The organism is Rhodococcus sp. 14-2483-1-2, assembly GCF_002259405.1.
Taxonomy (GTDB): Bacteria; Actinomycetota; Actinomycetes; order Mycobacteriales; family Mycobacteriaceae; genus Rhodococcoides.
On the sequence record NZ_NPFW01000006.1, the window covers coordinates 189,306 to 215,455 of the forward strand.

Genomic DNA, 26,150 nt, shown 5'->3' on the forward strand with positions numbered 1-26,150 from the left:
GTCGAGCAGGGTCGTCCGTTGTGGAATCGGGGTTCGAACGAACAGTGGGCAGCCCCGGTACTGGAGCTGCCCACCTCTTGTCGCGGCGATGAACGCCGGGGTACTACTGGTCGTTCGTAGGACGAGCCGTCGGAATCGTGGACTCGAGATCGGCGACCTGGAGCAGACGCGAAACAGAGCGTCCGGCGACGATCGACCATGATGCGCCGATGCCGGCCGTGTAGTCACGGACTGCATCGAAGACTGTGAGACCTGCGATGCCGAAGAATTCGACATTGTGCAGATCGAGGGTGACATGCCGTTTGCTGGACACGCGGCTGCAGACGAAATCGGAGAACATCGGCGCGCTGCGCATGTCGATGTCGCCGTGGACGGCGACGACGAGTGAGCCGTCGGGGCCGTCGTGCGCAGTGAAGATTGCTCCGGTTGCTGCGACGGACACGGACTTCTCCGCGACTGTCACCGGGGTGGTTCGAACTTTGTTGCCTGAAGATTCAACACTCATGGCAGATCCCATCGATCGGTCGAACTGAGGGGGAAACCGATTGACGCAGCGGGAGCAGAATGTTGCCTGACCCGGACGCCGACTTCGCTGCGTTTCCCCGTGACCGGCTGTTAGCTCAACCAGGGCCAACCCTACGTCACAGGCAGCCTCAGCGTCCAGCATCGGTTCTGCACAGGCCGCCCACCAGCAGTTCGAACACCGCGCCGCGCAGGCACCTTACGCGCGACCGCTGTTTCCCAGGTCGGCATGGTGTTCTCGCATGGCTCCGATGAGCGCTTCGAACACCCGATGCGCGGCGGCGAGATCATCATCGGGCAGGTCTGCCAACGCGGTGCTCGTGCGCTTGCCGAGGGGGCCGAAGAACCCGCGAGCGACCTCCATCCCGTGCTCGTCGTATCGCAGAATGACTTTGCGTCGATCGGATGCGTCGGATTCGCGGCGGATGTGACCGGAGGTGATCATCCGCTCGACGAGGTAGGTCATCGCCGCCGACGACAGCCCCAACATCGTGCCCAGTTCCCCCGCCGTCAGCGGCGCACCCTCGACGTCGGCGACCATGACGTGAAGAAGCGCACGAAAGTCGTTGGGCCGCAGGCTGTGTAGAGCACCGAACACTTGGCCGATCTGTTCGGAGACCGACGACAGCGCTCGTAGATCCGCGGAAATCGCGGATTCGAGGTGGTTTCGGTCGGCCATGTCGGTGGTAACTCCTTCGCTGCGGTCATCGTCAGACTACTGCCCGCAAGAGATTCAGTTGCTTAATATCTAAGTAAATGAGATTGTTTGACCGTGGACAGCACTCGAACCGAGAACAAGACCGTCTGGGACCGTGTCGCGGACGCAGCCACCGGGCGTAGATCCGGTGCCTTGGCGGCAGCGATCGTCATCCTCGCGGTCGCCGTGATGGGATTGGTCGGCAGCAACGATTCCGCCGACCAATCGCCGAACTCGTTGCCGACGTCGGCCGAGTCCTACCAGGTGGACGAGCTGCTCTCCCAGTTCTCGGACTCCGACACCGCACCCGTGATCCTGGTTCTGAGCCGCGCCGATGGCGGCGACCTGACACCGACCGATATCGAGGGCGCAGCTGCCGCGCAGAGCAGGCTCCTCGCCGTCGATCGCTCGGTGCCGGACGAGCCCGGCCCGCCCCCGATCGTCGCACCCGACGGCAAAGCTGCGATTGCGCTGGTCCAGGTCGATTCCGAGTTGTCGGGCTTCACGCTCAACGAACTGATCACCGAACTGCGGTCCGCTGCGAGCGACGGCCTGTCACCCGATCTCGATGCTCAGGTCACCGGCGGACCCGCCTTCGGTGCCGACATCGCGAACTCGTTCTCCGGTGCCAACTTCACACTTCTCGCCGTCACCGCACTCGTGGTGGCCGTCCTCCTCATCGTCACCTATCGATCGCCCATCCTCTGGCTGGTGCCGTTGGCCGTCATCGGTTTCGCCGACCGATTCGCCACCACCGTCGGCACCGTGCTCGCCCAGGCCACCGGCCTCTCCTTCGACGGTTCGACCTCCGGAATCACCAGTGTGCTGGTGTTCGGCGCAGGCACGAACTACGCACTGCTGCTCATCTCTCGATACCGCGAGGAGCTGCGTCGCGAGCCCGATCATCGCCTCGCCCTGCACCGCGCTGTTCGCCAGGCCGGGCCCGCCATCCTCGCCAGCAACGCAACCGTCGTGCTGGCACTGCTGACCTTGCTCCTCGCGATGCTGCCGAGCACCCGCAGCCTGGGGGCGCTGGCCGCGGCCGGCCTCGTCGTCGCAGCAGTGTTCGTGCTGTTCGTACTGCCGCCCCTGCTGAAACTGTGCGGTCCGAAGCTGTTCTGGCCCTTCGTTCCCAAGGAATCGGACCGGGACACCACCACGGAAGGCGTCTGGCACTCGATCGCCGCAGGCGTTGCCCGACGCCCCGTCGCCACCGCCTCGGTCACGATCGTTGCGCTACTGGCCTGCTGCGGCGCATTGTTCGGGACTCAGATCGGACTCTCACAAACCGAGCAGTTCCGCGTCACCGCCGAATCCGTCGAAGGCTTCGACACTCTCTCCCAGCACTTCCCGGCCGGATCAGCCGATCCGATGACGGTCCTCGCTCCCACCGCAGACATCGACGGAGTCATCAGCACCGCCGAGGGCATCGACGGCGTCGTCTCGGTCGATCGCGTCGCGGATTCCGACACCGGACTCACCCGGCTCTCGGTCGTCACCGATGCGGCCCCCGCATCCGACGAGTCGTTCGCCGTCGTCGGCGATCTCCGCGCCGCACTCACCGGTGTGGACCGTGCATTGGTGGGCGGCAGCGACGCCAAAGCACTCGACACCAGCGACGCAGCGGCCCGCGATCGCCTCGTGGTCATTCCCGCGATCCTTGCGGTCGTGCTCGCCGTGCTCCTGGTACTGCTGCGCGCCCTCGTTGCACCCGTGATCCTGGTTGCCACAACGGTATTGAGCGCCGTGGCCGCCATCGGAGTCGGCAGCTGGGTGAGCCTGCACGTCTTCGGATTCCCCGCCCTCGACGACAACACTCCGCTGTTCGCGTTCCTGTTCCTGGTCGCGCTCGGAGTGGACTACACCATCTTCCTGGTCACTCGCACCCGCGAGGAGACGCCTCGGCACGGCACCAGGTCTGCCATCGTGCGGGCGGTCTCGGCTACCGGAGGTGTCATCACGAGCGCCGGAATCGTTCTGGCAGCAGTCTTCTGCGTGCTCGGCGTCCTACCGCTGATCACCCTGACCCAACTCGGCATCATCGTCGGACTCGGCATTCTGCTCGATACCTTCGTGGTACGCACCGTGGTGATTCCCGCCCTGTTCACCCTCATCGGCCCGGGGATCTGGTGGCCGAACAGGATCGACTCGAGCACGACCACAACCGCAACTCAAGGAGCGAACACATGAAGATCCGCAACGCATTCGGCCGCACCGCACTCGTCGGCGCCCTCGCCGCGGGTGCACTGCTGACCGCGGCCCCGGCTCAGGCACAGCCGGTCGGACCGCTGGGATCGGTCGGCCTCGAGCCACTGGCTCCGATCCCGTCGCTCGATGTCGAGCGTTACCTGGGCACCTGGAACCAGGTTGCCGCGGTACCGCAGCCGTTCAACCTGATCTGCGCCCGAGACACCCAGGCGAACTACCAGATGATCGACGCGTCCAACATTCGCGTCGAGAACACCTGCACCACCTGGACGGGCCAGGAGAACCGCATCGTCGGCAACGCACGAGTCAACGACACCGTCACCAATGCCCAACTGCACGTGAGCTTCCCGGGCGTCCCCACACAGGAGAGCCAGGAGGGGCCGACCAACTACATCGTGGCCTACATCGCTGACGACTACTCGTGGGCGTTCGTCGGAAGCCCCACCCGCACGTCCGGATTTGTGCTCAAGCGCACGCCCGACGTCAGCGTCGATCAGTTCCGCGAGATCCGCAGCGTCGTCGAATCGCTGGGTTACGACTCGAACTTCATCACCACGACGCCCACCCCGGGCGGCGCGACGACGATTCAGCAGCTCTCGACGGTGTAACTGCGGCGGAGCCGCAGTGGCGCGGTTGAGTGCCCCAGGGGGGACTCAACCGCGCCACTGTGCGGACCGCACTCAGCTCGCGGACAGGATCGAGATCGCGAAGATCAAGCTGTCGCCCGGCTCGATTCCAGCTGCCGGATTGCCGCTCGCATAGCCGTCGGCCGAGGTGACCGCCACGGCGACGGTCGAGCCGACGGTCTGTCCGGCGATGGCCTTCTGGAAGCCGGCGACGACTCCGTCGAGTGGGAATTCGACCGGCGCGCCCCGCTCGAAGCTGCTGTCGAACGTTTCGCCGGTGCGTCCGTTGACGCCCATGTAGCAGACGGACACCTCGGCGTCGGCTGCGACGACCGGCCCGTCCCCCGCCGTCAGAGTTTCGACCTGCGTCTCGGCGACGGTGAACGGCGTCTCGACGGTGACAGCGGGCGCGGCCGTGTCGGTCGATCCGACGACGGCGATGCTGCCGGAGTCCCCGGCCAGCGTCCATCCGGGGGTGGCTGCGGCGTCGGGTGTCGCCGTGGGGCAGGTGCTCGAGGCGGCCGCGGCACCGGCGGCGGACGACGCCGAGGAGGTGGAGGTCGCCGCGGACGAGGTGTCGGAGTCCGAGCTGCACGCACCCGTCAGCAGGGCGAGCAAGACGGAGGCGGCCAGGAACACGGTGCGGGTGTAGGAGTGATTCACCGCGCCCACGCTACAAGTACCGCCCCCGGTGCCCGTCACACAGCGGCGCGGAGTACGTCTGCGACCGGGGTGGATGCACGACCGATCAGGGTCTGCAGGTCTCCGGAATCGGTATCCAGCTCGCCGCGAGCGATTCCTGCGTCCGCGCTGGCCAACATGGTTGCCACGAAGTCGGGCAGTCCCGCGCCCTGAAGAATTGCGGCGTACTCGGACTCGGTGACGTCCTTGTAGACGATCGACTTGCCGGAGAGCTCGCCGATGACGGCCGCAAGCTCGGCGTAGGTGAGGCGTTCGTCGCCGCCGAGCTCGTAGATCTTTCCACCTTGATCGTCGAGTGTCAGTACGGCTGCGGCCGCGGCGGCGAAGTCGACGCGAGACGCGGCGGCGAGCTTGCCGTTGCCTGCCGCGCCGAGGAGCACCCCGCCCTCGATGGTCTGTGCGAGCGAGCCGAGGTAGTTCTCCCAGTACCAGCCGTTGCGGAGAAATACCGCCGGAATGTCGGACGCGGCGAGGCGTTCCTCGGTGGCCTTGTGCTCGGGCGCGAGGCTCACTCCCGACGTGTCGGCGGCGAGCAGGCTGGTGTAGGCGATGAGGCCCACTCCGGCGGCCTCCGCTGCCTCGATCACGTTGATGTGCTGCGCAATTCGCTGGCCTACCTCCGAGCCCGAGACGAGCAGCAGCTTGTCGACGCCCGCGAGAGCCGCCGTCATCGCGGCGGAATCGGAGTAGTCGGCGACCCGAACCACGACGCCCCGTTCGGCCAGCGACGAGGCCTTGTCTGCGTTTCGGACGACCGCCACGATGTCGGCGGGTGCGACGCCACGCTCGATGAGTGCGTCGACGACGAGTCCGCCGAGGTTGCCCGTTGCTCCGGTTACCGCTGTGGTCATGATCGAACTCCTGAGGTTGAGGTTTCAAGTACCCACTCACTATGCACTTACTTTTCGTGCAGTGCAACCCCTCACGTCATCACTCACTCTTTCGCATGCGCTAGCATGGCGATATGCCAGAGCCCACGGAATCACTCGAAGCATCCGTCTTCGCGCGTGACTGTGCGTCGAGGCAGACATTGCAGAACGCCACCAGCAGGTGGGGTGTGCTCGCGCTCGCCGCCCTCACCGAGGGCGACTACCGATTCAATGCGTTACGCCGACGAGTCGACGGCGTCAGCGAGCGCATGCTCTCGCAGACCCTGCAGACCCTCGAGCGGGACGGGCTCGTGGTGCGCACCGTGCAGGGGACCATCCCACCGAAGGTGGAGTACAGCCTCACTCCGCTGGGCCGCGACGTCGGCACCCGATTGAGCGGTCTCATCGAACTCATCGAGGGCAACATGCCTGCCGTTCTCGAATCACGCGCCGAACACGACGCCCGCTGATCGGCCGGGCTCACGCGGGAGGCGTCACCAGGCACCACTCGTTGCCTTCGGGGTCGAGGAGCACCTGAAAGGTTCCCGCTGCGTCGGAGTGTCGGTCGCCGAGCACCCTCGCGCCCAGTGCCACAGCCTGCCCGACGGCACGGTCGATATCCGATACATCGACGTCGAGATGGAGCCGGTTCTTGCCGGCCTTGCCCTCCGGGACTCGCTGAAATGCCAACCGAGTGAACCCGGGGACGTCGACGAAATGCCACGACTCGTCGCGCACCGTCGGCTCTCCGCCGAGCACCCGGCCCAGAATCGCGCCAGCACCGCCGGCTCTCGGCAGTCGAAAACGACCTCGTCGATGCGTCCGATCATGGCCTCATCGTAGGGACCGAGAACAGCACCAGGTTGCGTTATCTCAGCGTTACTTTACCGAGACGCTTTCGAGATCCCGATGAACCCGCGCCGCGCCCGGGCAGGTCGAGACTCGAAGCCAGGACGTGCGGGCCGTCCGCAACCTCGGCCCGGCGACCGACACGCTCGGCACACCGGTGCCGACGCACTGATCTGGGGAGGCATTCACCATGTTCCACACCAAGAGGATTGTCGGCGGAGCGGCAGCATTCGGATTCGCCTGCGCGTTCGCAGCACTGGTACCCGGCACCGCATCCGCAGCACCGGTCGCCTGTACCACCGCACCCGGAGGGGCCGACGTCGCTGCGCTCGTCGGAGGATCGCAGTGCGACAGCTCCGCGGACGTCGCAAGTGCTGCGGCCGGCCTCGGCCTCGAGGGGTGGGGTTCGGCCGAGGCGATGAACAACGCAGCCGCCCTGGCCCTCGGACTGAATGGTGGAACCGCAGTCAGCAACGGCAGTTTCGGTGGTGCGCCTGCAGCGATCGCCTTCGGCCCCGGTGCCGTCGCGCAGAACACCGCAGCCGGCCTCGGACTCTCCATCGCGGTGGCAGCACCGGGCTCCACCATCACCCTCACCCCGACCGGCGCGGTGTGCGACGGTGCCGGAATTGCCGGCAGCTTCACCACTCTGCAGGGCTGCATCGGCTGACGCGCGCTACGGGGGGCTCTGCGCAACGGAGTGCGCCGAGTGGGCGATATGGGTGTCACCGAAGGCCGCGTGATCTACAGTCTCAATGACCTACAGTCTCGGTCACCCACAGTCTCGGAACGCGGGCCGGCAACGACCCGCTGAACAAGGAGTTCGACGGCAATGATGTCCTACCTGCTCTACGACGTTCTGCTCCCCCAACTCGGCCACGACGTCGCGTCGTACTGGGCGCACCTGCTGGTTGTCGCCCCGGTCTGAGTTCTGAGGCCGGACACGACAAAGGCATCCCCGCTCGGCCACGCAGGCCGGGCGGGGATGCCTCGTTCGAAACCGGAATCGAATCAGACCGGTTGGGGCAACAGTCGGGTCAGCACATCGGACAGAGTCACGACGCCGACGCTGCGCGCCGGATCGTCTGCAGCCGCCGAACCGTCGACCACCAGGGCCAGATGATGCCGGGTCTCGCGCATCGACTGCAGGGCAACGTATACCGGCGTCGTCGCCTCGAGCGTGTATGCCGGACGCGTGATCTCGGCGAGAGTCTGCGGAGCGGTCAACGTATCGCGCACGTGCACCACTCCCTTGACCACGTCCGCGTCGCTGACCAGGATCCGCAGATGCCCCGAGCGACGCGAGGCTTCGCGCACGTCGTCGATGGTGGCCGTCGACGGTACCGACGTGGGCTTGCCGAACTGGCGCACCAGGTCGCCGACGGTCAGTTCCTGCAGTTCGAGCGCACTCGAGATCTGCGCCTGGTAGCTGGCGTCGAGAGCACCGACGTTCACCGAATGCTCCACCAGCTGACGTAGATCGTCGGCGTTCTGGCCGGTACCCACGGTGTCGGCCGGCTCGACGCCGACCCGTCGCAGGCACCAGTTCGCCATGTTGTTCAGTGCCGTCAGAACCGGACGGGTGAGAAACATGAACCCGCGCATCGGGATTGCGAGCATCGTCGCCGACTTCTCCGGATGGGCGATGGCCCAGGACTTCGGAGCCATCTCACCGACCACCAGGTGCAGGAAGGTGACGACGATCAACGCGAGCACGAAGCCGAGAACGTCGGCGAACCAGTACGGCAGGCCGCCGCTCTCGAACAGCGGAGTGAGCCAGTAGTGCACCGCCGGCTTCGTCGTTGCGCCGAGGCCGAGGGTGCAGACCGTGATGCCGAGTTGCGAGCCGGCGAGCAGGACGGTCAGCTCGGACGAGCTGCGGAGCGCGGCACGCGCAGAGCGCGAATTGGGAGCCGCGTCTTCGAGCCGATGCCGCTTGGCGGCCAACAGCGCGAACTCGACGGCCACGAAGAACGCACTGGCAGCGATGAGGCCGATCGTGACGGCCAGGAAGACCCAGATGTTGCTCATCGGTGCACACTTTCCTTCGTCTCGGCCGACTCGTCGTCGTGCTCGGGGTCACGCTCGCCGAGCGTCAGAGTCAGCAGGGACGGGACGTGGCTGTCGATCTCCTCGATCTCGAGGATCACGAAGCGAACGGGACTCTCCTCGTCGTTCGCCAGATCGGCGTTGTCCGGTGGTAGGTCCACTTCGATCCGTTCCCCGACGTCGGGGAGAGATCCGTTGTGCGCGATGGCAAAACCGGCGATGGTCTCGTAATCGCCCTCGGGCAGATCGATACCGATGGCGCGTTCGACCTCGTCGACGTGCACCTCACCGGCCATGGTCCAGCTGCCGTCGTCGGCACTGACCGGGCTCGGGTCGGACAGGTCGTCGTCGTGCTCGTCGGTGATCTCACCGACCAGCTCCTCGGCCAGGTCCTCGATCGTGATGACGCCGGTCAGACCGCCGTATTCGTCGATGACACAAGCCAACTGGTTCTTCGTCGAACGCAACTCGCGCATCGCGTCGGGCAGGCTCTGGATCTCCGGAAGGATCAGCGCGTCACGCGTGAGCTCGGAGATCGGCGTGGAAGCCGGCACCGTCGCGGACAGGACGTCCGCGAGATGCACGACGCCGACGATGCCGTCGTCCTCGTCGAGCACCGGGTAGCGAGAATGCTCCTGACCCATCAGGGCCGCGACCTCGGCGAGGGTGTCGGTGTCTCGGACCGTGGCCGAACGAGAGCGCGGGATCATCGCGTGTTCGACTGTGCGAGTGGGGAAGTCGAGGATGCGGTCGAGCAGCGTCGACAGCTCGTCGGGCAGATCGCCGGTCTCACGCGAGTCCGAGACGATGTGCTCGAGGTCGCGCAGACTGGCCGAATGCTCCACGTCGTGCACCGGCTCGATCTTGAGCGCCTTGAGCAGCAGGTTCGACGACTGGTCGAAAATGGTGATCAACCACCCGAAGAGCTTGAGGTAGATGGTCGTCGACAGCGAGAGCCATCGAGCCACCGGCTCGGGGCGGGCGATGGCGAAGTTCTTCGGGAACAGTTCACCGAAGAGCATCTGCACGAACGTCGCGAACGTGATCGCCAGAACGGCACCCAGGCCGACACCGACGGCCGTCGGAACTCCGACGCCGCCCAGTATCGCGCCGAACGACTGACCGATCAGAGGTTCGGCGACGTAGCCGACCAGCAGTCCGGTGACCGTGATGCCCAGCTGAGCACCGGACAGCATGAACGACGTGCGTTTGGTGACGGTCAACGTACGAGCTGCGACGGCGTCACCGGCCTCGGCGCGAGCCTTGAGCCGGAACCGGTCGACGGTCATGTACGCGAATTCCTGGGCTACGAAGTAGCCGGTCGCGACGGTGATGAGGAAAACGACGAGCAGGCCGAGCAGAAGAGTGAGCAGAACGCTCATTCGCCGGACACCGCCTCGCACGTAGTAGCTGTGGTGCGGGGGGCCGTGTCCGGCCCGGGTTTATCGCTGTCCATGATTCCTCGGGGTCGTATGGGGTGAAGTTTGTCCGATACTACCGGGTCACGGCGCCTTCACGACGAGTACGGGAACCGGGCAGTCCAGGAGCACCCGCTGCACGGTGCTGCCCATCAGGAACTTGCCCACCGCGGAACGACGCTTGGAGCCGATCACGACCATGCCTGCACCGACGTCTGCGACGAGGTCGACGAGAGCGCCGGCCGGGTCGCCGCCGTCGGGTTCGACACGCACGGTGGTCGCGATCCCCGGCAGTGTTCGCTCGACCTCTGCCTGCGCCGAATTGCGATCGTCCGCGGACACCGAATCTCGGTCCACCACGGACAACACGATCAACGGGGCCTGACGCAGCTCGGCCTCGGCGGCACCGCGGCGCAACGCTTCCTGACCCTCCGGTGTGTTGCTCATCGCTACTGCCACTGCGCTCGCTACCGACACGTTCTCTCCCGTTGCTCGTTGCTCGTATCCACCGAGGATCACCCTCGGAGAGTTGTGAACTGGACTAATCGGACAAACTGTATCTAACCTGACGCTGTGACACACCACACGAAAGGTCTCTGATGGCGATACCGCCCACGTTGCTTCGAACAGTCGGTGCCCTGGCGGTGGTGGGAGCGGTGACCGTGGCGGGAATCGACGCCGCTCGCAGTGCCAGCGGCTCCGATGCCCGAGCCAAACTGACACTGATCGCTCCGGCTGCCGCGGGCGGCGGCTGGGATCTGGTCGCCCGCGAGTCGCAGCAAGCGCTGCGCAGCGATGGCATCGTCAACAACGCCCAGGTCGTCAACGTCCCCGGTGCCGGCGGCACCATCGGTCTGAGCCAACTCGAGAACCTCAGCGGTCAGCCCACCACCGTGATGATCACCGGCACCGTGATGCTGGGCGGCATTGCGATCAACAACTCCGAGACCACCCTCGCCGACACCGTTCCGATCGCCAAACTCGCCGAGGACTTCGAGGTGTTCGTCGTCCCGAAGGACTCGCCGATCCAGAATCTCGAGGACATGATCGAGGCCTGGCGCGCCAACCCCGGAGGCCTCCCGATCGGCGGCGGGTCGCTCGGCGGCATCGACCACATCGTGGCGGGCCAATTGGCCCAGGAAGCCGACATCGATCCGGCCGCAATCAATTACATCGCCTACTCCGGCGGCGGCGAGGTGCTGACGTCGCTGCTGTCGAACACCGTCGGCGTCGCGGTCAGCGGGTTCAACGACTTCCGCGACCAGATCGAGGCAGGCAACGTGCGTGCACTCGCAGTGGCTGCACCCGAGCCGCTCGAGGGATTCGACGTGGACACGTTCATCGAACAGGGCTACAACGTCGACCTCGTCAACTGGCGCGGAATCGTTGCGCCCCCGGGGATCTCGGACGAGGACCGACAGACGCTCGTCGACATCGTCACCGAGATGGTCGAGACCGAGCAATGGGCGACGGCCGTCGAGCGCAACCGCTGGAAGGAATCCGTTCTGACCGGAGACGAATTCGGAGAATTCCTCGACGTCGAGCAGACACGCATCACCGGAATTCTCGAGGAGTTGGGGCTGGTATGACAACAACGACCACCGACACGGACACCGGTACGTCCCGATCGTTCTGGACGGGCCGTAGCGGATTGATCGTTCCGGCACTTCTCGTCGCACTCGGAGCCTTCCTGGTCTACGGAACCGTCACGATGCAGGTTCCACCCACCGCCACATCACCTGGCCCGCAGGTCTTTCCGGCCATCGTTGCAGGCGGCTGCTTCGTGGTCGCACTGTTGATCACCATCCAACTGATGGTCAAGCCCGACGTGATCGACCGCGGAGTCGACGCCGACGGCGTGCCGCACACCGGCACCGTGAGCAATTGGCGCACCCTGTCGATCACCGTCGGATCGGTGGCCCTGTTCATCGCCCTGCTCGACCCGCTCGGCTGGGTACTTGCCGGAGCGTTGCTGTTCTGGGGCGTCTCGATCGGATTGGGTGGTCGCCGTTACGTGTTCGACGCGGCAGTCGCACTGCTGGTCTCGAGCACCGTCCAGATCGTATTCTCCGCGGGCCTCGGCCTGACCTTGCCCGGCGGCGTTCTCGCCCAGATCTTCTGACGGAGCTGAATTTCCGATGGATTCATTGAGTAATCTTCTCGACGGGTTCGGCACCGCGCTGACTCCGATGAACCTGGTGTGGGTATTCGTCGGCGCGTTGCTCGGCACCGCTGTGGGCGTGCTGCCCGGTCTCGGCTCTGCCATGGCGGTGGCCCTGCTGCTGCCGGTCACCTTCACTCTCGACCCCACCGCTGCCCTGATCATGTTCGCCGGAGTGTATTTCGGCGGCCTGTTCGGCGATTCCATCTCGGGCATCCTGATGAACACCCCCGGCAACAGCACCGCCATCGCCGGTACGTTCGAGGGACATCGAATGGCCAAGAACGGCCGCGCCCCACAGGCTTTGGCGACTTCGGCCATCGCGTCGTTCATCGGTGGCATGATCGCCACGACCCTGGTCGTGTTCTTCGCCCCGACGCTTGCGGCGCTGGCGACCAACTTCGGACCCGCCGAATATCTCGCACTCGCGGTGTTCGCGTTCATCGCCACCTCGGCGGTGGTCTCGGATTCCGCCCTCAAAGGTCTGACCGCCCTGCTCATCGGCCTCACCCTCGCGGTGATCGGTATCGACGGACCCTCGGGCGCTTCACGATTCACCTTCGAGGTGCCGGCCCTGTTCGACGGCATCCACATCGTCGTCATCACCGTGGCGATGCTCGCTCTCGGTGAGGTCATCCACATCGCGTCGAAGATCGGCCGGCCCGAGGATCGTTCGTTGATCAAGTCGCAGGGACGACCGTGGCTGAGCAAGGCGGAGTTCCGCGAAGCACTCCCGGCCTGGCTGCGCGGGACGGCATTCGGCGTGCCGTTCGGCGTCATACCAGCGGGCGGCGCCGAGGTGCCGAGCTTCCTGGCCTACGGCACCGAGCGTCGGCTCGATCGCAAGCGCGAGAAGCCGATGTTCGGCAAGGGTGCCATCCGAGGCGTCGCGGGTCCCGAGGCCGCCGGAAACTCCACGGCCGGAACGGCAATGGGAGCGCTACTGGCTCTGGGTCTGCCGACGTCGGCGACGGCGGCCATCATGTTGGCTGCCTTCCAGCAGTACGGCATGCAGCCCGGACCACTGTTGTTCGAGCGCAGCGGCGACATCGTCTGGGCCCTGCTGGCCAGTCTGTTCGTCGCGATGATCGTGCTGCTGATCCTCAACCTGCCGTTCGCACCGTTGTGGGCGCAGCTGCTGAAGATCCCGAAGAACTACCTCTACGCCGGCATCTCGGTGTTCGCCGCCCTCGGCGTGTACGCGTCGAGCGCCTCGATCGTGGATCTGATCTTCATGCTCGGGCTCGGCATCGTCGGATTCATGATGCGCCGCTACGACATTCCGTTGGCACCGGTGTTGATCGCAGTGATCCTCGGCCCGCTGGCCGAGGAGTCACTGCGACGCGCACTGGCCGTCAGCGAGGGCGACCCGTCGATCCTCGTCAGCAGCGGCATCACCATCGTGCTGTACGCACTGATGATCATCGCCGTGGTGTTCTCGATCGTCAGCAAGGTCCGCGCCCGCAAGACCGCCGACTTCTGAGTGCGCTCCGCGCAGTGGTGTGGCTAAGTGCCCTCCGGGGCACGTGAACCACACCACTGCGAAGCACTCTCAGTGCTGCAGAGCCGGGTAATCCGTGTAGCCCTTGGCACCATCGGTGTAGAAAGTGCTCGGATCCGGCTCGTTCAGGGGCAGATCCTCGCGCCAGCGGTAGGCAAGATCGGGGTTGGCGATCGCCGGACGGCCGACGACGACTGCGTCACCGATGCCGTTGTCGAGCAGCGACAGCGCCTCGTCGCGGTTGGTGATCTCACCGAAGCCACTGTTGACCAGTACGGCACCACCGAAGGCCTGCCGCAGGTCCTGAACCAGCTCGCCGGCCGGATCCTTGTGCAACACGCTCAGATACGCCAGCCCCAACGGTGCGATTCGGTCGACCAACGCACGGTAGGTGGCACGCACGTCGTCGGAATCCGTCTCCAGCGCATCCTGAATGTTGTGCGCCGGTGAGATTCGAATGCCCACCTTGCCTGCGCCCAGGGCTGCGACCACTGCCTCGACGACCTCGGCGACGAAACGCGCCCGGTTCTCGGGCGAGCCGCCGTACTTGTCGTCGCGCTGGTTCGATGCGGGCGAGAGGAACTCGTGCAACAGGTATCCGTTGGCACCGTGAATCTCGACGCCGTCCATGCCGGCCGCGATCGCGTTCTTCGACGCCTGCACGAAGTCCTCGATCACCGACGGCAACTCGTCCTCACGCAACGCGCGCGGGGTGGGGTACGCCTTCTTGCCCTCGTACGTGTGGGTCTCGCCGTCGATGGCAATCGCACTGGGTCCGACGACCTCACGGCCACCCGTCGTCGCCTCGTGCGTGACCCGACCCGCGTGCATGACCTGCGCGACGATCAGTCCGCCGTCGGCATGCACCGCGTCGGCGACGTTGCGCCAACCCTCGATCTGCTCGTCCGTGACCAGACCGGGCTGACCGGGGAAGCCCTGGCCGGCATGGCTCGGGTAGGTGCCCTCGCTGACGATCAGGCCGAGGGACGCGCGCTGCTTGTAGTGCTCGACCACCAGTGGGCCCGGCACGCCGTCCTGACCGGACCGAACCCGCGTGAGCGGGGCCATCACCAAACGGTTGTCGAGCTTCAGGTCACCGAGCTCCAACGGGGAAAACAACTTCATGGATCTCTCTCCTCACGAGTGCGTGCACAGTCTTTGCCACTGTCCACTCCGAACCCGAAAGATCCACCGAGCTATTCCGCCTCGAGATATTGCTCACGCCGAAAACAACAGTGGTGTGGTTGAGTGCCGCCTGAGGCACTTATCCACACCACTGCCCTATCTGGTCGTTCCGCAGGCTCCAGCTCCTGCCGAAGGCACTCAGAGGATGTAGAGCATCTCCTGGTACGTCGGCAGCGGCCAGAGATCATCCGCCACCATTGCTTCCAGGGTGTCCGCTGCGGAACGAACGGCGGCCATCGCAGGCAGCAGCTCGTCCTTGGCGTGGGTGGCCTCCGCGAGGGCCTCGCCGCCGGGGTCGGCTTCGAGAGCGGCTTTCAACGTCGCCAACGCTGCGCGCAGCTCCGACAGTGGAGCCGACACCGCCTGCAGCGCAGTCATGTCCACGTCGTCGACGCCTGCGCCCTTGAGCGCACTGACGTTCTGCGCCAACTCGGTCTGGTAGCGCACCGCAGCGGGCAGGATGGACGTCTGACCCATCTCCAGCGTCAGACGCGCCTCGACGAACACGGTCAGCGCGTACTGCTCGAGCCCGATCTCGTAGCGGGAGTGCATCTCTCGGTGGTTGAAGACCTTGTACTTCTCGAACAGTTCCATAGCCGAATCCGAGATCAGCTCGGGCAATGCGTCGAGCGTCGTACGCAGGTTCGGTAGGCCGCGTGCCTCGGCCTCGATCTGCCAGTTGTCGGAGTAGCCGTCGCCGTTGAACACCACCGTGCCGTGTTCGGTGATGATCTCCGTCAACAGGTTCTGCACGGCCGTGTCGAAATCGGTGCCGTCGGCGACGGCCGCTTCGAGGTTGGTCGCCATGTAGTCGAGAGCCTCGGCCATGATCGTGTTGATCGTGACCATCGGGCCGTTGACCGTCTGCATCGAACCGGGGGCGCGGAACTCGAACCTGTTGCCGGTGAAGGCGAACGGGCTGGTTCGGTTGCGGTCGCCGGGATCGGTCGGCAGCACGGGCAGGGTGTCGGCACCGATCATCATGGTGCCCTTGCCCTTCGACGACGTGGCCGCACCCTTGGCGATCTGGTCGAACACGTCGGCGAGCTGATCGCCGAGGAAGATCGAGATGATCGCGGGCGGAGCCTCGTTGGCACCGAGGCGGTGATCGTTGGTCGCCGACGCCACCGAGGCGCGCAGCAGACCGCCGTACTTGTGCACCGCGCGGATGACGGCGGCACAGAAGACGAGGAACTGCGCGTTGTCGTGTGGGTTGTCGCCGGGAACCAGCAGCGATCCCAGGTCGGAGTTACCGAGGGAGAAGTTGACGTGCTTGCCGGAGCCGTTGACACCCTCGAAGGGCTTCTCGTGGAACAGGCACTCCATGCCGTGTTTCTTGGCGATGGTCTTGAACGTCGTCATCAACAGTTGCTGGTGATCGGCTGCGATGTTTCCGCGCTCGAACATCGGGGCGATCTCGAACTGTCCTGGTGCGACCTCGTTGTGCCGGGTCTTGGCCGGGATGCCGAGCTTGAACAGCTCGCGTTCGGTGTCCATCATGAAGCCGAGGACACGCTCGGGGATGGCTCCGAAATAGTGGTCGTCGAATTCCTGGCCCTTGGGCGGCTTCGAGCCGAACAGGGTGCGACCGGCGTTGAGCAGGTCGGGACGGGCAAGGAAGAAGTGTCGGTCGACGAGGAAGTACTCCTGCTCCGGACCACAGAACGAGACGATGTTCTCGATGTTCTCGTGCCCGAACAACTTCAGGATGCGCTCGGCATGTCCGCCCATCGCCTGCTGCGAACGCAACAACGGCGTCTTGTGGTCGAGGGCTTCACCGGTCATCGAGACGAACACCGTCGGGATGCACAGGGTGTTGCCGTTCGGGTTCTCGAGCACGTACGCCGGGCTGGTGACGTCCCAACCGGTGTATCCGCGCGCCTCGAACGTGTTGCGCAGGCCGCCGTTGGGGAAGCTCGAGGCGTCGGGCTCGCCCTGGATCAACGTCTTGCCTGCGAATTCGGCGAGTGCGCTGCCGTCACCGACGGGGTCGAAGAAGCTGTCGTGCTTCTCGGCCGTCAGTCCGGTGAGCGGGTAGAAGACGTGCGCGTAGTGCGTCGCACCCTTCTCGAGAGCCCAGTCCTTCATCGCGGACGCGACCGCGTCGGCGACCATGGGATCGAGCTTCTTGCCCTTGTCGATCGTCGCCATCACGGACTTGAAGACCGATTTGGGCAGACGCTTCTGCATGACGACCTTGCTGAAGACGTTCTCACCGAAGATCTCGCCCGGCTTCTCGTCTCCGACGAAGCTGACCGCAGGCGGCACATACGCCTCGACGTCTTTGATCGCCTGCAGGCGTACGGTATTTCCACTCATGGCTACCCCTTGACAAGGTGCTGCTCCACAGCTGGATTTTGCGGAGTCCGACCCGGCGACTGTACGAACGCGACGTGGCGGTCGTGTTTCGTCGTTGTGTCCACTGCGATGCAAAACAGACGGGGAGGCAATAACGGCGATCGGAGTTTCTTTCCCCGCAGACGGGGGTAACTCCATAGCCAGCATAAACAACTGAAAGGCGTGTTCCATGACCGACGAGTTGACCGTTCGGCGCGTGATCGACGCTCCCCCCGCCTCCGTGTTCACCGCCCTCGCCAATCCCGAGGTCCAGGCGGCAGTCGACGGCTCGGAAATGCTGCGTGGGGCGATCGACCCGACGCCGCTGAGTGCAGTGGGCGATACCTTCGCGATGGACATGTACCAGCCGGAAATCGGCGAGTACGTCATGGAGAACACCTTGTTCGTGTTCGAGCAGGACCGACGCATCGGTTGGATTCCCAATCGCCAGGGCATGGAACCTCGTGGCACGCGGTGGTCCTGGGAGCTCGAGGAGGTCGCCGACGACCGGACAGCGCTCACACAGGTGTACGACTGGTCGCGTGTCACCGACCCGGAGTTCCGCAAGATGGCCGGGTTTCCGCGGGTCACCGAGGACCAGATCGTCGGCACCATGCGCCGGCTCGCCGACCATCTCGGCGTTCCACTCGAAGACTGAACCTCAACGGCAGGAAAGAACTCTCATGGTCGACGTCACCCGCACCTTCACCGCCGCTGTTCCGTTGGAGAAGGCGGCCGCGTTTCTTCGCGACTTCTCCAATGCGCCGTCGTGGGATCCCGGAACCCAGAGCTGCACCCAGATTTCGGACGGACCGGTCGCCGTCGGAACGCAGTGGCACAACGTCTCGAAGCTGTTCGGTATCACCACTGAGTTGACCTACACGTTGGTCACGGACGAGCCTGATCACATCGTGTTCGAAGGCGAGAACAAAACGGCCACCAGCGTCGACGACATCACGCTGACGGCCGAAGGTGACCGATCGACGCGGATCGACTACCACGCGCAGATCGAGTTCAACGGTGCTGCCAAGGTGGCCGGCCCGTTCCTGAAGGCGGGCTTCGAGGCGAAGGTCGCGCCGGACACCGTGGAGAAGATGACCGAGGCGCTCGAGCGACTGAGCTGACGCCCTACGTACGTGCGACGACGGTGAAGTTGTCCGCCGAGCTCGCCTGGACGTCGGGTGCCACGATCGAACCGTCGTCGGCGAAGATCTCGGAGATGGTGAACCCGGCATCGGTCACCAGTCGTCGCACGTCCGCCACAGTGGTGAAGTGCATGAACGGAGCGAAGTCGTGCGCGGCGAGCGGAGCGACCGCCCACGTTCCGCGATCGACTACTCGAGAACGCGCAGACCACCAATTGGCAACGCTGCGAACGACTCCGGCGGGATCGAGCAGTCGCCTACCGATGGCCGTCACGACGCGTCGGGGTGAGAACGTGAACCGTTGGGTCGGTCTGCTCAACTGAAACGGCTTCTCCCCGAACGACGGTCCGTTGCGGTTGAGAGTGGAGAACACCAGAATTCCGGACTCACCGAGAACTCGGTGAAACTCTTTCAGTACCCGAACTCGTTCGTCGTGGGTCACGGTGTCGATTCCGTTGTTGCTGAACACGATCAGACCGAATTCGCCGTCGGAGAAGTCCACCAGATCACGCGCGTCGGCCACGTGCGCCTGCAGGTCGGGGAAATTCCGACGAAAGGCGTCGACCATGGTGGGTGCGTAGTCGATCGCAACGTAGCGGTCGCTGATCAGCCGTAGCAACGCCGTGGTTCGGCCACTGCCGACCCCCACGTCCAGTACCGGCGTTCCGCGAGCAACCGACGCAGCCGCGACCAGGGCGGCCGCCTCCCCACGGTCGAGAAACCCATCGGTCGGACCCGCATACTCCACATACGCAGCGGTCACCCGTGCGCTGTCGAACACGTCTCGATTGTGGTCTATGGACACGCGATCACCTCCGCTTCCCACACCGCTGACACAAGCGTCCCGCCCCTGTGGTCAGACGGTACCGGCGAACCCTGAGGTGCGCCTGAGGTCCCGTGCGTCCGCCACACCCCCATCCGGGGGTATTCGTGGGGTGACTCGGATCACTACCGTTCCTCGCATTCGGTATCGCACATTCGCCCGATACCCGACAAAACGGAGGAACCATGACCACTGTCTCACCCGACGACCCGGGTGTGTCCGCACCGACGCCACCTGTGGTGCAGACCAAGACCAGTGTTCGACGGGTCGCTGTCGCCAGTGGCATCGGCACGACGATCGAGTTCTACGACTTCTTCATCTACGGCACCGCAGCCGCGCTGGTCTTCCCGACGATCTTCTTTCCGGCACTCGGCTCCACCGCGGGCACTGTGGCCTCGTTCGCGACGTTCGCGGTCGCGTTCATCGCCAGGCCCGTCGGTGCAGTCCTGTTCGGACACTTCGGTGACCGCATCGGTCGCAAGAAGACCCTGATCTCGACGCTGCTGCTGATGGGGGTGTCCACGTTCGCCATCGGTCTGCTGCCCGGCGCGGAGACGATCGGCGTGGCCGCGCCGATCATCCTGGTACTGCTCAGGTTCGGTCAGGGGTTCGCGGTCGGTGGCGAATGGGCGGGCGCAACCCTGCTCACGGCCGAATACGCACCGCCCGGCAAACGCGGCTTCTACGCGATGTTCCCCCAGCTGGGACCGTCGGCTGCCTTCATCTTCTCCAGCGCGACGTTCCTCGCAACCGGTCTGCTGCTCGGCGATACCAACGAGACGTTCCTGAACTACGGTTGGCGAATCCCGTTCCTGCTCAGCGCCGTTCTGGTACTCATCGGCCTCTACATGCGGTTGGCCATCGAGGAGACCCCGGTCTTTCGGGCCAACAAGCTCGCCGAGGAGCAGGCACCGGCCAACGCGGCACCGACGAAACTGCCGATCTTCGACGCCTGGCGCATCCAGAAGCGGGAAATCATCACTGCTGCAGGCGCATTGGCATCCCTGTTCGCCTTCTTCTACATGGGGACCGCGTATCTGACGAGCTATGGCACCAAGACACTCGGGTTCGACCGCCCCTTCGTGTTGATCACCGGAATCGGTGCCGCAGTCATCTTCGGCGTCGCCATCGCAGTCTCGGCGACCTACTCCGATCGTGTCGGCCGACGCCGAGTGATCATGGGGGCGTGCATCATCGCGGTACCGTGGTCGATCGCACTGTTCCCCGTCCTCGACACCGGATCACCCGCAGCATTCGTGATCGGCATGTGCGTCACGCTCGCCATCTTCGGAGTTGCCTACGGACCGACCGGAGCCCTGCTTCCCGAGCTGTTCCAGACCCGATTCCGTTACACCGGAGCAGGTTTGGGCTACAACCTCGCCGGAGTTCTCGGTGGCGCGATTCCGCCGATGCTTGCGGCACCGCTCACGGCCGCGTTCGGCAGCATCTCGATCGGCGTCATGCTGGCACTGCTGTCGGTACTCAGTCTGGTGTGCACCAAGCGGTTGATCGAGACCAAGGACGTCGACATGGCCTGATCCACCGCGAAAGAACCGCAACAACGACGAACCGCGGCCATCCGATGATCGGGTGGCCGCGGTTGCTCGTCGTTTCGGAGCGGACGATCTCTAGTCGTCGCCGCGGGGCGGCGGTTCGACATCTACGCCGCCGGAGTTGTGTTCCGGTCCCGCCGCGGGATGACTCGCAGGTACGCGGCCACGCGTCTTCGCGGCCTCGCTGTCCTTGGTCGCACCCTCGGCGAACTTGCGACGCCAGCTCTCCTCGGGACGGTAGGGGCCCGGCTTCGGCCGAACCTTGCCGCCCGGGAAGGCCAATCGCGCGATGGTCCTCTGGACCATGCCCCACTGCTGAAAGAACGGCCCGGTGTTGTACGGCAATTCGTAACGCTCGCAGATGTCCTTGATCTTCGGCGCGACGTCCGAGTACCGAGTGCTGGGCATATCCGGGTACAGGTGGTGTTCCACCTGGTAGCTCAGGTTGCCACTCATCAGGTGGAACAGTGGACCGCCATCGATGTTCGCGGCTCCGACCAACTGACGGACGTACCATCCGCCGCGAGTCTCGTTCTCGACCTCTTCCTGACTGAAGGTGTAGGCCTGGTCCGGAAAGTGACCGCAGAAGATGATTGCGTTCGACCAGACGTTACGAATGATGTTGGCGGTGAAGTTGGCCGCCACCGTCGACAGGAACGTGCTCTCGACACCACTGAACCGACTGTCCAGTAGCGCCGCCGTCTTACGGTTCTTGCCGAAGCGAGCCGACCCGCGGAGCTTGGACGCCAGCCGAGACCTTTTGCTCTCCGGCACACGACCGCCCGACGCCAGCTGTGCCAACGCGAACGCTCCGGCACTGATCAGCGGCCAGCCCACGTAGTCCTTGACGAACTGCTTGCGTGCCTTGACTCCGATGCCCTTGAGATCCTCGACCAGATCCTTCACAGGCTTCTCGCCACGGCGGATCGCCTCGATGTCGAGATCGTGCAGGGCCACGCCCCACTCGAAGAACGCCATCAACAGCACGTTGTAGAACGGCTGGGCCAGGTAGACCGGGCTCCACTTCTGACGTGGGTCGATGCGCATGATCTCGTAGCCGAGGTCTTTGTCCTTGCCACGGATGTTCGTGTACGTGTGGTGCACGTAGTTGTGCGAGTGCTTCCACGAGTTGGCGGTGGACGCGGTGTCCCAGTCCCACACCGACGAGTGGATCTCCGGATCGTTCATCCAGTCCCACTGGCCGTGCATGACGTTGTGACCGATCTCCATGTTCTCGAGGATCTTCGCGATCCCGAGGCATGCGGTGCCGGCCAGCCACGCGGGCTTGCTGGTGGAACCGAGCAACAGCACGCGTCCAGCGACCAGCAGCTGACGCTGCGCGGCGATCACCGAGGTGATGTACTTGCGGTCCTTGTCACCGAGGCTGGCGTAGACCTCGTCGTGGATGGCGTCGAATTCCTTGGCGAGTTCGGCGATCGTCTCGTCACTCAGGTGCGCCAGCGGGTTCACCGGCTCATCCGTGTCGGTGACGCGCCTCGTGGTTTCGTCGATAGACATACATTCCCCTGTTCGAATGGAAGATCAGAGTTCGATTTCGATGTCGCCCTCAGCAGTATTGACACAGATCCGAACCGCTTGCCCCGTAGGTTCTGAGACATCCCCGTTACGTAGGTCACGTAAACGCCCCTTCTTCAGGGTACCTACACAGGTGTGACAGATGCCGATGCGACAACCGAACGTCAGATCCAGACCGGCATCCTCACCCGCAGCCAGAATCGTTGTGCCGCCGTCGCATTCGACGTCCTTCTTGCTGTTGAGGAACGTGACGGTGCCGCCTTCGCCTGCGTCGTCGCCACCGCCGATGACCGGCTGGAAACTTTCGTGATGAAATTTGTCGTAGTCGCCCTGGTCTTTCCAGTACGAGCGCAGATCGTCCAGATGTTCGCCAGGACCGGAGCAGAATGCTTCTCGGTCACGCCAATCCGGGACCAGTTCGTCCAGTTCGGATGCCTTCATCCGACCTTCGTCGCTGGTGATCCGGAGCTTCACCGTCAGTCCGTCGTGCTTGCTTTCGAGTTGGTCGAGAGTGTCGGCGAACATCAACTGCTCACGGTTGTGCACCGAGTGCACCACCACGACGTCGCGAACCTGATCGTGATGATCGAGGGACCGCAGCATGCTGATGATGGGCGTGATTCCGCTGCCCGCGCTGATGAACACCATCTTGTCCGGAATCGGGCTCGGCAGAGTGAATTCACCCTCCACCTCACTGAGGCGGACGATGTCGCCGGTTCTGATGCTGCCCACCAGATACGGAGAGACCGTGCCCGACGGCACCAGCTTGGGGCTGACGCTGACGAGACCGTCGGCAGGATCGGGATCGGACGTCAGCGAATACGCTCGCCAGTGGTAACGACCGTCGATGAGTACTCCGAGCCGGACGTACTGCCCGGGTGTGTGGCCCTGCCACTCGAAACCGGGACGGATGTACACCGATACGGCTTCCGAACCCTCCGGAGCAACCCGCTCGACCTTCCCCCGAAGTTCGCGCGTGGTCCACAGCGGATTGATCATCGACAGATAGTCGTCGGGCCGGAGTGGATTGAACAACGATCGGACTGCACGCAGCATCGTCCGTCGCACAAAAGAAACCTGGGGCTTGGCCCCCCGTTCAGCCATACTCAACGGTAACCCTGTACGCCGTGCTACACATCCGAATCGCTCAGACTCGAATGAGACTGCTACACAAGGTGAACAGAACCGGCCGATATCGGCCGGTCAGCGCGCTCTGGAAACGCGGTCCCCCAGGGCGGCACTGACTTTTCCGTACCACCCGAGCGGACGCGCGGGTCCGCGTGTCGGCACGTCCGCAAGCAACGCCTCGGCCGTTTCCTCGGCGTCGATCTTGTTGTCGCCGATGCCACCCGTGGCACCTCGCTTGGCCCATCCGACGACGTAACACCCCGGAACCGGAGTGCCGTCGGCAGCGGTGATGCGGCCACCGTCGTTGCGAATGGTGCCACTGATGTCGTCGAACGGAATTCCCGGTGACGGGGTTCCGCGGTAGCCGATGGCGAGCAGCACCAACTCCGTGGGTAACTCGACCGCATGCTCACCGACGCCGACCTCGATGGACTGCACCGAGCCGCTGCCGTGGAGAGCGGACGGAGCTCGGCCGAACGCGAAGACGATGCGGCGGTCTTGTGCCTGCGACCCCAGTTCGACTCGCGCCGCCCCGGCCAGAGCCGATGCGGGAGCGGACAACGGCAGGCGATCGATGGCGTCGACGATTCCGTCCGGTCCTGCCACCACGACGTCGACGTCCGGGCGGTCGACGAGGGCTTTGCACTCGGATCGGGTGAACGCCGCGAACTCGGGGCCGCGGCGCGCGAGAACGACGACCTCGGTGACGCGGTGGCGACGCAGCTCGGCCAGCGCATGCGGTGCGATCTCGGTCCCGACGAGCCGGTCCGGGTCGGCCGTGAGGATACGAGCCGCGTCGAGTGCGACGTTGCCGTTTCCGATGATGGTGACGCGGTCGACGCCGGTGAGATCGATGGCATCGGCTGGAACGTCGGGGTGGCCGGTGTACCAGCCCACCAGGGTGCGCGCGCTGACGGATCCATCGAGGTCGATGCCGGGAATCTCGAGGGCTCGGTCCTTGTCGGCACCGACTGCATAGACGACCGAATCGAACTTTCGGGCCAGTTCGACGTGGTCGACGTCCTTACCGACCTCGACGCCGAGCTTCATCGTCACTCGTGGATGCACGAAGATCCCACGGAAGTGCTCGCTGATGCGTCGGGTACCGAGGTGGTCGGGAGCGACGCCGTAGCGGGCGAGACCGCCCGCGGTGGGCAGCCGGTCGTAGAACGTGACGTTGGTGCCGGGCACGCGCAGCAGCGCCTGGGCGGTGTAGCAGGCAGCCGGTCCGGTGCCGACGATGGCGATGTCGATCGGCGGTAGGTCGTTGACCGTCGCCACCGGGAACCGAGGCGCGCCCCACTCCGCCACGGCGGGCTTGTCCTTGTAGTAGTCGGCGTTGATGTCGGCGTAGATCTGCTGATCGGGCGTCAATCTCGAGACGCGAGTGATCGCGTCCACCGGACAGGCGTCGGCACAGGCACCGCAGTCGATGCACGAGCGCGGATCGATGTAGAGCAACTCGGTCTTGCCGAAATCCGGCTCGTCCGGCGTCGGGTGTATGCAGTTGACGGGGCACACCGACAGGCAGGATGCGTCGTTGCAACAGTTCTGCGTGATCGCGAACGGCATTGTTCTCGGATGTCCTTCACGGCCTCGAAAAGAGTGGTCAGAGCATGTGCAGACGACGGTAGATCATCTCGGCCGGCTTGGTGACCAAACCGCAGTCGAGAAGAAATGCCATCAAGTGCTCGCTCGAGGTGCGCATCATCGTGTGGTGATGGGCGTTGTTCTTCGCTTCTTTCACTGCGCGGTCGACGTCGAGGCCCGCTGCTGCGTAGACCTCCTTGTTGACCATGTTGGACACGATCATGCGGGCGGCGATCGCGACGACGAGCGCGCTGGCCTTACGGCGAGCCGGGCTCTTCTCGGCGATCTCCTCACGCATCTGAGCGCGCGCGAACGTCATGTGCCGCGACTCTTCGACGACGTGGATCTTGCTGGTGGTGCGCACGAGCGGCAGCACGTTCTCGCCGCGCATCCAGTCGCGCTGCATGACGTCGAGCACCTCTTCGGCGACGAGGATGCCTCCGTAGGCGACCTCGGCGGACGCGAGAGCCTTGAAGCCACGGCCGAGTTCGATGCTCGATCGACGCGGCAGGTATGCCTTGATACCCATCTTCTGGCAGGCGCGGGCGAACATGATCGAGTGACGGCACTCGTCGGCGATCTCGGTGAGAGCGAACTGGAAGTCCGAGTTCGACGAGTCCTTGCAGTACTGATCGCGCAGAACCATCTGCTGCAGGATCATCTCGAACCAGATTCCGGTGCTCATGATCGAGCAGACCTCGTGACGAGTGAGCGTGATGCGCTGCTCCTCGGTCATCTCGTCCCACAGCTTCGTGCCGTAGAGCGTGCTCCACTCCGGGTTCAGTCCGTAGAGGGAGGGATCGAGATCGGCTTCCCAATCGACCTCCTCGGACGGGTCGTACGACAGCTGGGCGGCGGAATCGAGCAAACGAGCGGAAACGTCCTCGGGCTCGAGAACGTCGTTCCTGGAGAGTGTGCTGGTCATCGCCGTGGTTCCTTCCATCGTCGAAAAGCTGTAGGTAACTGTTACGGAGATTACCAGGTACTCAGCGACACAGGTAGTCACTCCGGCAGAAAGTTCCAGATTCTTTTCGCTCGTCCCTACAGTTCGAGCGTGCAGGACACAGAGAGCGTGGTGGCGGTGTCGTGAACGAGTTCGAGGGCGAGACCGCACTGATGATCTTCGGCGCTCCAGCCGAGCACTCGCTCTGGGAGACGGGCTAGAGGGTCCCCGCCGACGTCCGAACCTCGGGCGAAAAATTCGAAGGTTTCCCGTTCGGTGCCGATGGGGCATACCCCCCGAACCAACTC

General features: G+C 64.6%; 25 protein-coding genes. 10 read left to right on the plus strand and 15 right to left on the minus strand.

All coding sequences use genetic code 11. The features are described 5' to 3' along the window. Window positions 1–103: 103 nt before the first annotated feature. On the minus strand, window positions 104–442 hold the full coding sequence (locus CH295_RS04415) for an STAS domain-containing protein (protein WP_230596416.1): 339 nt from the start codon (window positions 440–442) through the stop codon (window positions 104–106). 279 nt (window positions 443–721) lie between these two features. After that, window positions 722–1,201: a MarR family winged helix-turn-helix transcriptional regulator gene (locus CH295_RS04420; RefSeq protein WP_037194479.1), complete on the minus strand. Its 480-nt coding sequence runs from the start codon at window positions 1,199–1,201 to the stop codon at window positions 722–724. 207 nt (window positions 1,202–1,408) lie between these two features. Here CH295_RS04420 and CH295_RS04425 point away from each other — a divergent pair, with 207 nt between their 5' ends. Further along, the gene (locus CH295_RS04425; RefSeq protein WP_170945748.1) at window positions 1,409–3,409 is read left to right on the plus strand and encodes an MMPL family transporter; all 2,001 of its coding nucleotides are present in this window, start codon (window positions 1,409–1,411) and stop codon (window positions 3,407–3,409) included. Further along, a complete protein-coding gene (locus CH295_RS04430) occupies window positions 3,406–4,035 on the plus strand; it encodes a lipocalin family protein (protein WP_094739886.1) in 630 nt (209 codons plus the stop codon). Before CH295_RS04425 ends, CH295_RS04430 begins: the two co-directional genes overlap by 4 nt. Before the next feature lie 72 nt (window positions 4,036–4,107). On the opposite strand, the gene CH295_RS04435 is transcribed toward CH295_RS04430, so the two are convergent. Together CH295_RS04435 and CH295_RS04440 are read right to left on the minus strand one after the other, a co-directional pair. Then, window positions 4,108–4,725 carry an FKBP-type peptidyl-prolyl cis-trans isomerase gene (locus tag CH295_RS04435; RefSeq protein ID WP_094739887.1) on the minus strand — a complete coding sequence of 206 codons (618 nt, stop codon included), beginning with the start codon at window positions 4,723–4,725 and terminating at the stop codon, window positions 4,108–4,110. A gap of 26 nt (window positions 4,726–4,751) precedes the next feature. Then, entirely contained in the window at window positions 4,752–5,606 is an 855-nt protein-coding gene (locus tag CH295_RS04440; RefSeq protein ID WP_037194477.1) for an SDR family oxidoreductase, read from the minus strand. Window positions 5,607–5,719: 113 nt separating this feature from the next. Here CH295_RS04440 and CH295_RS04445 point away from each other — a divergent pair, with 113 nt between their 5' ends. Then, on the plus strand, window positions 5,720–6,094 hold the full coding sequence (locus CH295_RS04445; protein ID WP_037194476.1) for a winged helix-turn-helix transcriptional regulator: 375 nt from the start codon (window positions 5,720–5,722) through the stop codon (window positions 6,092–6,094). Between the two features lie 10 nt (window positions 6,095–6,104). Here the strand turns inward: CH295_RS04445 and CH295_RS04450 are convergent, their stop codons facing one another. Further along, on the minus strand, window positions 6,105–6,383 hold the full coding sequence (locus CH295_RS04450; protein WP_252341901.1) for a VOC family protein: 279 nt from the start codon (window positions 6,381–6,383) through the stop codon (window positions 6,105–6,107). Window positions 6,384–6,663: 280 nt separating this feature from the next. On the opposite strand from CH295_RS04450, the gene CH295_RS04455 reads away from it, so the two are divergent. Beyond that, the gene (locus tag CH295_RS04455) at window positions 6,664–7,143 is read left to right on the plus strand and encodes a DUF6764 family protein (protein WP_037194474.1); all 480 of its coding nucleotides are present in this window, start codon (window positions 6,664–6,666) and stop codon (window positions 7,141–7,143) included. A gap of 341 nt (window positions 7,144–7,484) precedes the next feature. Here CH295_RS04455 and CH295_RS04460 read toward each other — a convergent pair whose 3' ends face one another. From CH295_RS04460 to CH295_RS04470, 3 genes are all read right to left on the minus strand, one after another. Then, a complete protein-coding gene (locus tag CH295_RS04460) occupies window positions 7,485–8,504 on the minus strand; it encodes a hemolysin family protein (protein ID WP_037194473.1) in 1,020 nt (339 codons plus the stop codon). After that, the gene (locus CH295_RS04465) at window positions 8,501–9,904 is read right to left on the minus strand and encodes a hemolysin family protein (protein ID WP_094739888.1); all 1,404 of its coding nucleotides are present in this window, start codon (window positions 9,902–9,904) and stop codon (window positions 8,501–8,503) included. Before CH295_RS04465 ends, CH295_RS04460 begins: the two co-directional genes overlap by 4 nt. 120 nt (window positions 9,905–10,024) lie before the next feature. Next, complete coding sequence (locus CH295_RS04470; RefSeq protein ID WP_230596414.1) at window positions 10,025–10,459, minus strand: universal stress protein; 435 nt, start codon at window positions 10,457–10,459, stop codon at window positions 10,025–10,027. 80 nt (window positions 10,460–10,539) lie between these two features. Here CH295_RS04470 and CH295_RS04475 point away from each other — a divergent pair, with 80 nt between their 5' ends. The 3 genes from CH295_RS04475 to CH295_RS04485 are packed head-to-tail and all read left to right on the plus strand — an operon-like array spanning window position 10,540 to window position 13,584. Beyond that, entirely contained in the window at window positions 10,540–11,529 is a 990-nt protein-coding gene (locus CH295_RS04475) for a Bug family tripartite tricarboxylate transporter substrate binding protein (RefSeq protein ID WP_094632963.1), read from the plus strand. Then, window positions 11,526–12,062, plus strand: coding sequence for a tripartite tricarboxylate transporter TctB family protein (locus CH295_RS04480; RefSeq protein WP_094739889.1), 537 nt, complete (start codon window positions 11,526–11,528; stop codon window positions 12,060–12,062). Before CH295_RS04475 ends, CH295_RS04480 begins: the two co-directional genes overlap by 4 nt. A gap of 16 nt (window positions 12,063–12,078) precedes the next feature. Beyond that, window positions 12,079–13,584 (plus strand): tripartite tricarboxylate transporter permease, encoded by a 1,506-nt coding sequence (locus CH295_RS04485; protein ID WP_094739890.1) that lies wholly within the window; start codon window positions 12,079–12,081, stop codon window positions 13,582–13,584. A 69-nt stretch (window positions 13,585–13,653) separates the two neighbouring features. On the opposite strand, the gene CH295_RS04490 is transcribed toward CH295_RS04485, so the two are convergent. Beyond that, a complete protein-coding gene (locus CH295_RS04490; RefSeq protein ID WP_094632960.1) occupies window positions 13,654–14,727 on the minus strand; it encodes an alkene reductase in 1,074 nt (357 codons plus the stop codon). Window positions 14,728–14,925: 198 nt separating this feature from the next. Beyond that, window positions 14,926–17,106 carry a glutamine synthetase III family protein gene (locus CH295_RS04495; protein WP_094739891.1) on the minus strand — a complete coding sequence of 727 codons (2,181 nt, stop codon included), beginning with the start codon at window positions 17,104–17,106 and terminating at the stop codon, window positions 14,926–14,928. A 208-nt stretch (window positions 17,107–17,314) separates the two neighbouring features. Between CH295_RS04495 and CH295_RS04500 the strand changes: the two genes are divergently transcribed. Together CH295_RS04500 and CH295_RS04505 are read left to right on the plus strand one after the other, a co-directional pair. Continuing rightward, window positions 17,315–17,782 carry an SRPBCC family protein gene (locus tag CH295_RS04500; RefSeq protein ID WP_037194464.1) on the plus strand — a complete coding sequence of 156 codons (468 nt, stop codon included), beginning with the start codon at window positions 17,315–17,317 and terminating at the stop codon, window positions 17,780–17,782. Between the two features lie 25 nt (window positions 17,783–17,807). After that, complete coding sequence (locus CH295_RS04505; protein ID WP_094739892.1) at window positions 17,808–18,248, plus strand: SRPBCC family protein; 441 nt, start codon at window positions 17,808–17,810, stop codon at window positions 18,246–18,248. A gap of 4 nt (window positions 18,249–18,252) precedes the next feature. Here CH295_RS04505 and CH295_RS04510 read toward each other — a convergent pair whose 3' ends face one another. Next, window positions 18,253–19,074, minus strand: a complete 822-nt coding sequence (locus tag CH295_RS04510; protein WP_094739918.1) for a class I SAM-dependent methyltransferase — start codon at window positions 19,072–19,074, stop codon at window positions 18,253–18,255. 203 nt (window positions 19,075–19,277) lie between these two features. Between CH295_RS04510 and CH295_RS04515 the strand changes: the two genes are divergently transcribed. Beyond that, window positions 19,278–20,630 carry an MFS transporter gene (locus CH295_RS04515; protein ID WP_094739893.1) on the plus strand — a complete coding sequence of 451 codons (1,353 nt, stop codon included), beginning with the start codon at window positions 19,278–19,280 and terminating at the stop codon, window positions 20,628–20,630. 90 nt (window positions 20,631–20,720) lie between these two features. Here the strand turns inward: CH295_RS04515 and CH295_RS04520 are convergent, their stop codons facing one another. The 4 genes from CH295_RS04520 to CH295_RS04535 form a co-directional block, all read right to left on the minus strand. Then, the gene (locus CH295_RS04520; protein WP_037194461.1) at window positions 20,721–22,163 is read right to left on the minus strand and encodes a fatty acid desaturase family protein; all 1,443 of its coding nucleotides are present in this window, start codon (window positions 22,161–22,163) and stop codon (window positions 20,721–20,723) included. A 24-nt stretch (window positions 22,164–22,187) separates the two neighbouring features. Continuing rightward, window positions 22,188–23,285 (minus strand): ferredoxin reductase, encoded by a 1,098-nt coding sequence (locus tag CH295_RS04525; protein WP_170945740.1) that lies wholly within the window; start codon window positions 23,283–23,285, stop codon window positions 22,188–22,190. A 99-nt stretch (window positions 23,286–23,384) separates the two neighbouring features. Beyond that, entirely contained in the window at window positions 23,385–24,881 is a 1,497-nt protein-coding gene (locus CH295_RS04530; RefSeq protein ID WP_037194459.1) for an FAD-dependent oxidoreductase, read from the minus strand. A 37-nt stretch (window positions 24,882–24,918) separates the two neighbouring features. Beyond that, window positions 24,919–25,824, minus strand: coding sequence for an AurF N-oxygenase family protein (locus tag CH295_RS04535; RefSeq protein ID WP_082323821.1), 906 nt, complete (start codon window positions 25,822–25,824; stop codon window positions 24,919–24,921). Window positions 25,825–26,150 lie beyond the last annotated feature (326 nt).

Bases quoted from the DNA above. Each gene is read 5' to 3' on its own strand.
- CH295_RS04420 (WP_037194479.1), bottom strand. From the start codon at position 1,201: ATGGCCGACCGAAACCACCTCGAATCCGCGATTTCCGCGGATCTACGA.
- CH295_RS04425 (WP_170945748.1), top strand. From the start codon at position 1,409: ATGGGATTGGTCGGCAGCAACGATTCCGCCGACCAATCGCCGAACTCG.
- CH295_RS04430 (WP_094739886.1), top strand. From the start codon at position 3,406: ATGAAGATCCGCAACGCATTCGGCCGCACCGCACTCGTCGGCGCCCTC.
- CH295_RS04440 (WP_037194477.1), bottom strand. From the start codon at position 5,606: ATGACCACAGCGGTAACCGGAGCAACGGGCAACCTCGGCGGACTCGTC.
- CH295_RS04445 (WP_037194476.1), top strand. From the start codon at position 5,720: ATGCCAGAGCCCACGGAATCACTCGAAGCATCCGTCTTCGCGCGTGAC.
- CH295_RS04455 (WP_037194474.1), top strand. From the start codon at position 6,664: ATGTTCCACACCAAGAGGATTGTCGGCGGAGCGGCAGCATTCGGATTC.
- CH295_RS04460 (WP_037194473.1), bottom strand. From the start codon at position 8,504: ATGAGCAACATCTGGGTCTTCCTGGCCGTCACGATCGGCCTCATCGCT.
- CH295_RS04465 (WP_094739888.1), bottom strand. From the start codon at position 9,904: ATGAGCGTTCTGCTCACTCTTCTGCTCGGCCTGCTCGTCGTTTTCCTC.
- CH295_RS04475 (WP_094632963.1), top strand. From the start codon at position 10,540: ATGGCGATACCGCCCACGTTGCTTCGAACAGTCGGTGCCCTGGCGGTG.
- CH295_RS04480 (WP_094739889.1), top strand. From the start codon at position 11,526: ATGACAACAACGACCACCGACACGGACACCGGTACGTCCCGATCGTTC.
- CH295_RS04485 (WP_094739890.1), top strand. From the start codon at position 12,079: ATGGATTCATTGAGTAATCTTCTCGACGGGTTCGGCACCGCGCTGACT.
- CH295_RS04490 (WP_094632960.1), bottom strand. From the start codon at position 14,727: ATGAAGTTGTTTTCCCCGTTGGAGCTCGGTGACCTGAAGCTCGACAAC.
- CH295_RS04495 (WP_094739891.1), bottom strand. From the start codon at position 17,106: ATGAGTGGAAATACCGTACGCCTGCAGGCGATCAAAGACGTCGAGGCG.
- CH295_RS04500 (WP_037194464.1), top strand. From the start codon at position 17,315: ATGACCGACGAGTTGACCGTTCGGCGCGTGATCGACGCTCCCCCCGCC.
- CH295_RS04505 (WP_094739892.1), top strand. From the start codon at position 17,808: ATGGTCGACGTCACCCGCACCTTCACCGCCGCTGTTCCGTTGGAGAAG.
- CH295_RS04515 (WP_094739893.1), top strand. From the start codon at position 19,278: ATGACCACTGTCTCACCCGACGACCCGGGTGTGTCCGCACCGACGCCA.
- CH295_RS04520 (WP_037194461.1), bottom strand. From the start codon at position 22,163: ATGTCTATCGACGAAACCACGAGGCGCGTCACCGACACGGATGAGCCG.
- CH295_RS04525 (WP_170945740.1), bottom strand. From the start codon at position 23,285: ATGGCTGAACGGGGGGCCAAGCCCCAGGTTTCTTTTGTGCGACGGACG.
- CH295_RS04530 (WP_037194459.1), bottom strand. From the start codon at position 24,881: ATGCCGTTCGCGATCACGCAGAACTGTTGCAACGACGCATCCTGCCTG.
- CH295_RS04535 (WP_082323821.1), bottom strand. From the start codon at position 25,824: ATGACCAGCACACTCTCCAGGAACGACGTTCTCGAGCCCGAGGACGTT.